The following is a 6,216-nucleotide window of genomic DNA, read 5'->3' on the forward strand; positions in this document are numbered from 1 at the left end:
AATCTGGCCGACGGGTCGCTACCTACGGCTCCCGCATCCACGTCTTCGGGTCGGTGACGAAGATGCCCTTGCCCTGATGCCGACGGATGACCCCGAGCGCTTCAAGCCGCACGTAGACCATCTGAATGGTGGACGTGCCGACCTTGTAGTCCGCCGCCATCTGAGCGATCGACGGCAGCTTGTCCTCGGGCTTGAGCCTCTTGGCCTTGACACCGGCGATGATGTCATCGGCGATGCGGATGTAGTCGGGTGTTGTAGGCATGGCGCTCCTTGCGTGGCTCGCCAATTCGATCACGAACCGCCCATGAACGACAACAACCAGTGGTTGACTTAAACGACTAAGCCGTTAGTCTTGGTCTCGAGCCGCTCCTCGCGTGGCAACGAGTTCGGCTCACCCCTGGTCGGGGCGGGTGCGTGTGCCCGTCCCGACCCGCCGGACTGCTCTGCTGTCGTACCGCTGAATCGAGCTGCGGCGGCCGAGCGGGCGGGTCGCCTGCGGCCCCCGCTCGGACGGCCCGCCCTTCCACACCCCCTGCCGGGAGCGTCCGCGCTCCTGCCTGCCCGCAGAGAGGATCGTCGTGGCACAGGTGTATCGAGGTGGCCAGCCCTACCCGGCCGCCCACCCGGGCCGGTGGACGCCGCACGAGGTGCGGACCCGCGAGTTCGCCGCGCGCCGGCGCGGCGTCGACCCTGATGAGGTACGCGAGTTCCAGGCCCGGGTGGCCGACGAGCTGGCCATGCTCAACGAGACGGTACGGCTGCTCAGCCAGGAGAACGACCGGATCAAGCGGGCGCTGCGCGACTGGCAGACCCTGCACGCGCGGGAGTGCCGGCCGCTGCACGACCACCCCCACAACTCCGGCCACTGGTGACCGTGCGGCCCTCCCCCGGCGACCTGCTCATCATCGACGGCCGGGCCTCGGTGCAGTTCGCCGGGGACCGCGCCCTGACCTTCCGCGTCGTGTCGGTCTCCGACCAGCCGACGTACCACGGCTGGATCTGGCTGACCGGCTACGTCCTCAACCGTCGCGGCGAGGCGACCACCAAGAGCGAGATCTACGTCCAACTCGCCGGCCTCCGCCCCGCGCACAGCACCCCCGGCCCGAGGTTGCCCCGTGCCACCCGCCCCAATGCTTCGCCGAATGATCAAGGTGACGGCAGCGCAGTTCGCGTCGGCGCGGGGCTGCGTGCTCCGGCTGATGCTCGGTGACCCGATTGGCGCGATGGGCGGCACCGTCCCGGCCAGCGGAGGCCTGCGGGCCACCAGCGCTGCACCCGTCCTGCCGTCCGGGTGGATGTTGCCGCGCTTACGCACGCGCGGGTTTCCGCGCTAGCCGGTGGCGTCGGCACGGCCACAGCGTTTCCCGGCGTGGCCGGCCGGCACCCTGGCCGACGGCTCCGGAACACCGTGTGGTGCGGCATTCTAGCTCTGGGCGGCTCGGTCCGACTGTGCCTGCCGCGCCCGCAGGAACGGCCCCAACCCCAACCCGTCCTCACTGGCCAGGAACGCCCCGCGCGCGGTGAGCAGCGCCTCCTCGGCGTGCGCGATGCAGCCCCACACCGTGTCGCCCCAGGAGTCGGCGAGCTTGACCTCGGCCGGCTCGCCGCACGGCTCGCCCTGTGGCCCGCCGATCTGGCACCGGGCCGGTGCCCCGCCTCGACGGCTGACCGCCTCGGCCGCCTCCCGGATCAGCGAGAACCGGGCCTCGGCGCCGGGCTGCGCCACCCGGTCCTGTGCCGCCACGGCCCGCCGCTGGCCGAACAGCACCGCGTTGCCGTCCGGGTCGATGACGCGGCACTCGCCGCCGGGGGCGTGCTCGGGGTAGCCGGCGCGCTGGACCGCGTACCCGGCCGAGGTCAGATGGTCGACCACGGGCTCCAGCTCGTCGACGTACAGGTAGATCAGCAGCGGCAGCTCGACGGTGACCAGGCGCGGCGTGACCGCGGCCAGCAGCAGGGTCAGCTCCCCGCACTGCAGGTACGACCAGCGCGAGTCCCCGTCGCCGCCGCTGCGCACCTCGGTGTAGCCGAACACCTCGTAGAAGCGCCGCGCCGCGTCGGCGTCCGCGACGTACAGCACCGGCACCTGCGCCTGCACTCCACTCTGCACCGCGTAACCCTACCTACAGCCGACCCACGAATCACGTCTTCGAGATCGGCTCTCTGACACCCCCACGGCAGTGTCGGGCCGCCTACGATGCGGCCATGCCCCCCTCACCCGCGCGCAGCTCCCGGACCACCGACTGGACGCCGCCGCGACGGCCGGACTGCTCCTGCCCCGAGCACCATGACGACCTCGCCGAACTGGTGCTGCCCGTCACCGAGCCCGGCGACCCGCCGACGACGCTGCCGGACCTCGTCGCCGCGAACACCCTCGGCGTCCTGCCCGCCGAGCCGCGCGACCGCTGGCTGGAGGTCCACGACGAGTCGGACAGCGGCCCGTCGCGGCTCGGCCCCTTCCACTGGGGGCTCTGGCTCGGTGACGAGGCCCGGTCGTGCTACGACGACGACTCCGAGCGGTCGCTGGACCAGGCGCTGCTCGACCGTCCGGGCGTCGACCGGGTCGAGTGGATGGAACGCGAGGAGTTCCTGGTCGGGGCCCCCACGCTCTGTGCGAGCGGACTGCTGGCCGCCATGGCCCGCGCCCTGGCCGATCCTCGGGTACGCGCCGCCGGCCGGCCGGCCGCCTAGGCCCGGCCGACGCCGCCGGGCGCGGCCGGGTCAGCGGGCGAGGGCCGCGTAACGCCCGTCGCGCGCGATCAGCGTGTCGTGGCTGCCGGACTCGACGATGCGGCCGTGGTCGACCACGGCGATCTGGTCGGCCTCCCGCACGGTGGAGAGCCGGTGCGCGATGGTGATGACGGTACGGCCGCGGACGAGCTGGTCGAAGGCCCGCTGCACCGCCCGTTCGGTCTCCGTGTCCAGCGCGCTGGTGGCCTCGTCCAGCACCAGGATGCGCGGGTCGCGCAGCAGCGTACGGGCGATCGCCAGGCGCTGCTTCTCCCCGCCGGAGAAGCGGTGCCCTCGGGAGCCGACCACCGTGTCGTACCCGTCGGGCAGGCCGGCGATGAGGTCGTGGATCTGCGCGGCGCGCGCGGCGTCCTCGATCTCGGCGTCGGTGGCGTCCGGCCGGGCGTACCGCAGGTTCTCCCGCACGGTGGTGTGCAGCAGGTAGGTCTCCTGGCTGACCACGCCGACCACGGCGGCGAGGTCGGTCAGCCGCAGGTCGCGCAGGTCGACGCCGTCGATGGTGATCCGGCCGCTGCCGGGGTCGTGCAGCCGGCTGATCAGGGCGGCCAGGGTGCTCTTGCCGGAGCCGGTCTCGCCCACCAGGGCCAGGCTGGTGCCGGCCGGCACGTCCAGGGTGATCCCGGCGACGGCGGCGGTGTCGCTGCCCGGGTAGCTGAAGGTGACGTCCTCGACGCGCAGGTGGCCGCGCACCCGCGCCGGGTCGATCTCCACCGGGTGCGCCGGGTCGTCCACCTCGACCGGAAGGTCCAGGTACTCGAAGATCCGGGCGAAGAGCGCCAGCGAGGCGGTCAGCGAGACGCCGACGTTGAGCAGCCCCATCAGCGGGCGGAACAGCCCGCCCTGCAGGGCGGTGAAGGCGACCAGCGTGCCGATGCTGAGGGTGCCGGCGGTGCCGGGCAGGCCGGCGCTGAGGTAGATCACCGCGGGGATGGCGGCGAAGATGACCGTCATCGTGGCCATCCGCCAGCGCCCGGCCAGTTCGGAGCGGAGTTCCAGGTCGACCAGGCGGGCCGACGAGGCGGCGAACCGCTCGGTCAGCGCGGCACCCGCCCCGAGGGTCTTGCTGAGCTGCACGCCGCTGATCGACAGCCCCTCCTCGATGGTGACGTTGAGGTCGGCCAGCTCGCGCTGGCGCTGGGCGGTGATCTCGCGACGCATCCGGGCGACCTTGCGGGTCAGCCAGATCGCCGGGGGTAGCACCAGCAGGGAGACCAGGGAGAGCCGCCAGGAGAGCGCCACCATGGCGGCCGCGGTCGCCACCACCGTGGTCAGGTTGGCCGCGATCGAGGTGGCGGTGGAGGTGACGACGGTCTGCATGCCGCCGATGTCGTTGGTGATGCGGGACTGCACCTCGCCGGTGCGGGTGCGGGTGAAGAACGCGACGGACTGGCGGTGCAGGTGGGTGAAGACGTCGGTGCGCAGCCGGTGCATCACCAGCTGGCCGACGCGGGTGGAGATCCAGGTCTGCACCACGCCGAGGACGGCGGTCACGGCCGCGACCGCGATCATGCCGCCGACCAGCCAGACCAGCAGGGTCAGGTCGCGCTCGGGCAGCGCGCGGTCGATCACGGCACGCAGCAGGAACGGCGTGGCCATCGCCAGCACCGAGGAGGCCACGATGATCACGGTGATGACGGCCAGCTGCCGGCGGTACGCGGTGAAGAGCCGGCCGATGCGGCGCAGCGATACGTCGCGGGCCTGCGCCTTCTCGGCGGCGGAGACGCTACGGGGGGCGCCGCCGCGGCCCTCCCGGTGGGTGGGGGTGGTGTCCAACAGGACCTCCAATTCGCTGAGGTTACCTCATTATGAGGTAGCAACAGCGCGTCCTGTTACCGTATTCCGGTGACCGCCGAGGAACCCGACGCACCCGACGAGAGCCTGGCGGAGCTCTTCTGGGCGGTGGCCCGACGCCTCCGCCACCAGTCCCGGCAGACCCTCGAACCGTGGGAGATCAACCCCGGCCACGCCCGCGCCCTCGCGGTGCTCGGCCGGCACGGCCCCATGCGGCTCAGCGCGCTCGCCGACCACCTGCACATCGCGCCCCGCTCCACCACCGAGGTCGTCGACGGTCTGGAGGAACGCGGGCTCGTCGTGCGCCGGCCCGACCCGGCGGACCGGCCCGCGACCCTGGTCGCGCTGAGCGACGAGGGTACGCGGATCGGCGCGGCGATCCGGGCGGCCCGTACGGCCGAGGCGGACCGCTTCTTCGGGCACCTCTCCCCCGCCGACCACGCACATCTGACCCGCATCCTCCGCACCCTCCGCGACTGACCTCACGCGCTCGGGCGGCGGGGCCAGCCGCTGACGCGGCCCTGCAGACCGCTGCCTGCTCGTCTTCGGCGGCGCGGCCTGCCCATCTCGCGCCCGGCGGCACCGTCACGCGCTCGGGCGGCGGCTGGCGAGGATCGCCAGCACCTCGCGGCGTACCGCGTCGGTCTCGTGCACCAGGCGGCCGTGGGCGAAGCGCACCACGAGGATGCCGACGGTGGCGAGCAGCGCGTCCCGCCGCAGGTCGACCTCGCGCTGGCGCGGATCGGCGTGGCTGCTCGCGCCGTCGAGTTCGAAGTCGACCCGCTCCCGCTCGGCCCAGACGTCCAGGTACATCGTCCGGCGGCCGACGACGATCCGCGTCTGCCGGTGGAACGGTGGCATCCCCGGGCCGGTGAAGACGTGGTCGTGGCCCCAGATCTCCAGCGGGCTGCGACAGCCGGCCTGGAGCTTCGCCAGCAGAGCCCGCAGCTCGGCACGGCCGGTGAGACGCGGCACGGTGGCGAGAGCTGCGGTGAGGCGCTCGGGTGTGGTGAGCCGGTCGTTGACGGCGCGGACCACCGGATCGAGTCTCTCCACGGCGGGCAGCAGCGGCCAGGCGTCGACCAGCGCCCGCTCCAACCGCACCACCGGCATCCCCGCCCGTACCACCACCTGCGGCGGCCCCAGCACCAGTCCGTGGCGGTGATGTACCGCCAGATGGGGTCGGGGGCGGACGCCTGAACCGCGCGGCGCGTCCAGATGTACCGGCTCGTCCGCAGGTTGGCCGCGCAGGCCCCACACGTCGAGGGCGGTGAGGCAGCTCAGGGCCGCCCGCCCATCGGAATAGGCGAGGGCTGCTCGCCTCCTCGCTGCCGGTTCAAGCCGCAGCAGGGCGGGAGCGTCGACCAGACGCCGGGAGCCGACGGGTTCGCGGCCCGGGCCGGCCGAGGCCGACAAGAGCCCAGCTTCCTCTTCTGCCATGCCACCTGGCTCGCCACGAGTCAGATCTGCGTCGACGTAGACGCCGGGGAGCACGCGCAGCAGTTGACCGACGTGGCAGGCGTGCCACAGCACCCACTCCGGCACCACCTCGGTCACCCCCTGCCGGGTCACCACTCCCCCGCCCCGCTCAACCAGAGCCCGCAACGCCGAATGCACCCCGGCAGGCTCCCGCGCACCCCACCCCGACCGCTCGCGCACCCCGCTCCCCTGTGG

8 protein-coding genes are annotated in these 6,216 nt (G+C 72.9%); 4 read left to right on the forward strand and 4 right to left on the reverse strand.

All coding sequences use genetic code 11. The features are described 5' to 3' along the window. Positions 1-22: 22 nt before the first annotated feature. Positions 23-262: a winged helix-turn-helix domain-containing protein gene (locus ACSNN7_RS20595; protein WP_436682553.1), complete on the reverse strand. Its 240-nt coding sequence runs from the start codon at positions 260-262 to the stop codon at positions 23-25. A 316-nt stretch (positions 263-578) separates the two neighbouring features. Between ACSNN7_RS20595 and ACSNN7_RS20600 the strand changes: the two genes are divergently transcribed. Further along, positions 579-872 carry a DivIVA domain-containing protein gene (locus tag ACSNN7_RS20600; protein WP_436682554.1) on the forward strand — a complete coding sequence of 98 codons (294 nt, stop codon included), beginning with the start codon at positions 579-581 and terminating at the stop codon, positions 870-872. Next, positions 869-1,210: a hypothetical protein gene (locus ACSNN7_RS20605; protein ID WP_436682555.1), complete on the forward strand. Its 342-nt coding sequence runs from the start codon at positions 869-871 to the stop codon at positions 1,208-1,210. The genes ACSNN7_RS20600 and ACSNN7_RS20605 overlap by 4 nt, the downstream gene beginning before the upstream one ends. A gap of 213 nt (positions 1,211-1,423) precedes the next feature. Here ACSNN7_RS20605 and ACSNN7_RS20610 read toward each other — a convergent pair whose 3' ends face one another. Further along, a complete protein-coding gene (locus tag ACSNN7_RS20610) occupies positions 1,424-2,110 on the reverse strand; it encodes a VOC family protein (RefSeq protein ID WP_436682556.1) in 687 nt (228 codons plus the stop codon). A 95-nt stretch (positions 2,111-2,205) separates the two neighbouring features. Between ACSNN7_RS20610 and ACSNN7_RS20615 the strand changes: the two genes are divergently transcribed. Further along, positions 2,206-2,691, forward strand: a complete 486-nt coding sequence (locus ACSNN7_RS20615; protein WP_436682557.1) for a hypothetical protein — start codon at positions 2,206-2,208, stop codon at positions 2,689-2,691. A gap of 30 nt (positions 2,692-2,721) precedes the next feature. Here ACSNN7_RS20615 and ACSNN7_RS20620 read toward each other — a convergent pair whose 3' ends face one another. After that, the gene (locus tag ACSNN7_RS20620; protein ID WP_436682564.1) at positions 2,722-4,524 is read right to left on the reverse strand and encodes an ABC transporter ATP-binding protein; all 1,803 of its coding nucleotides are present in this window, start codon (positions 4,522-4,524) and stop codon (positions 2,722-2,724) included. A 69-nt stretch (positions 4,525-4,593) separates the two neighbouring features. Between ACSNN7_RS20620 and ACSNN7_RS20625 the strand changes: the two genes are divergently transcribed. Beyond that, the gene (locus ACSNN7_RS20625; protein WP_436682558.1) at positions 4,594-5,022 is read left to right on the forward strand and encodes a MarR family winged helix-turn-helix transcriptional regulator; all 429 of its coding nucleotides are present in this window, start codon (positions 4,594-4,596) and stop codon (positions 5,020-5,022) included. A 105-nt stretch (positions 5,023-5,127) separates the two neighbouring features. Here the strand turns inward: ACSNN7_RS20625 and ACSNN7_RS20630 are convergent. After that, the coding region (locus ACSNN7_RS20630; RefSeq protein ID WP_436682559.1) for a DUF559 domain-containing protein at positions 5,128-6,216 on the reverse strand (1,089 nt) is incomplete at its 5' end.

The sequence above is a fragment of the Micromonospora sp. URMC 105 genome, assembly GCF_051386295.1.
Lineage (GTDB): Bacteria > Actinomycetota > Actinomycetes > Mycobacteriales > Micromonosporaceae > Micromonospora.

Coding starts and splice junctions, on each gene's coding strand:
- ACSNN7_RS20595 (WP_436682553.1), bottom strand. CDS start 262: ATGCCTACAACACCCGACTACATCCGCATCGCCGATGACATCATCGCC.
- ACSNN7_RS20615 (WP_436682557.1), top strand. CDS start 2,206: ATGCCCCCCTCACCCGCGCGCAGCTCCCGGACCACCGACTGGACGCCG.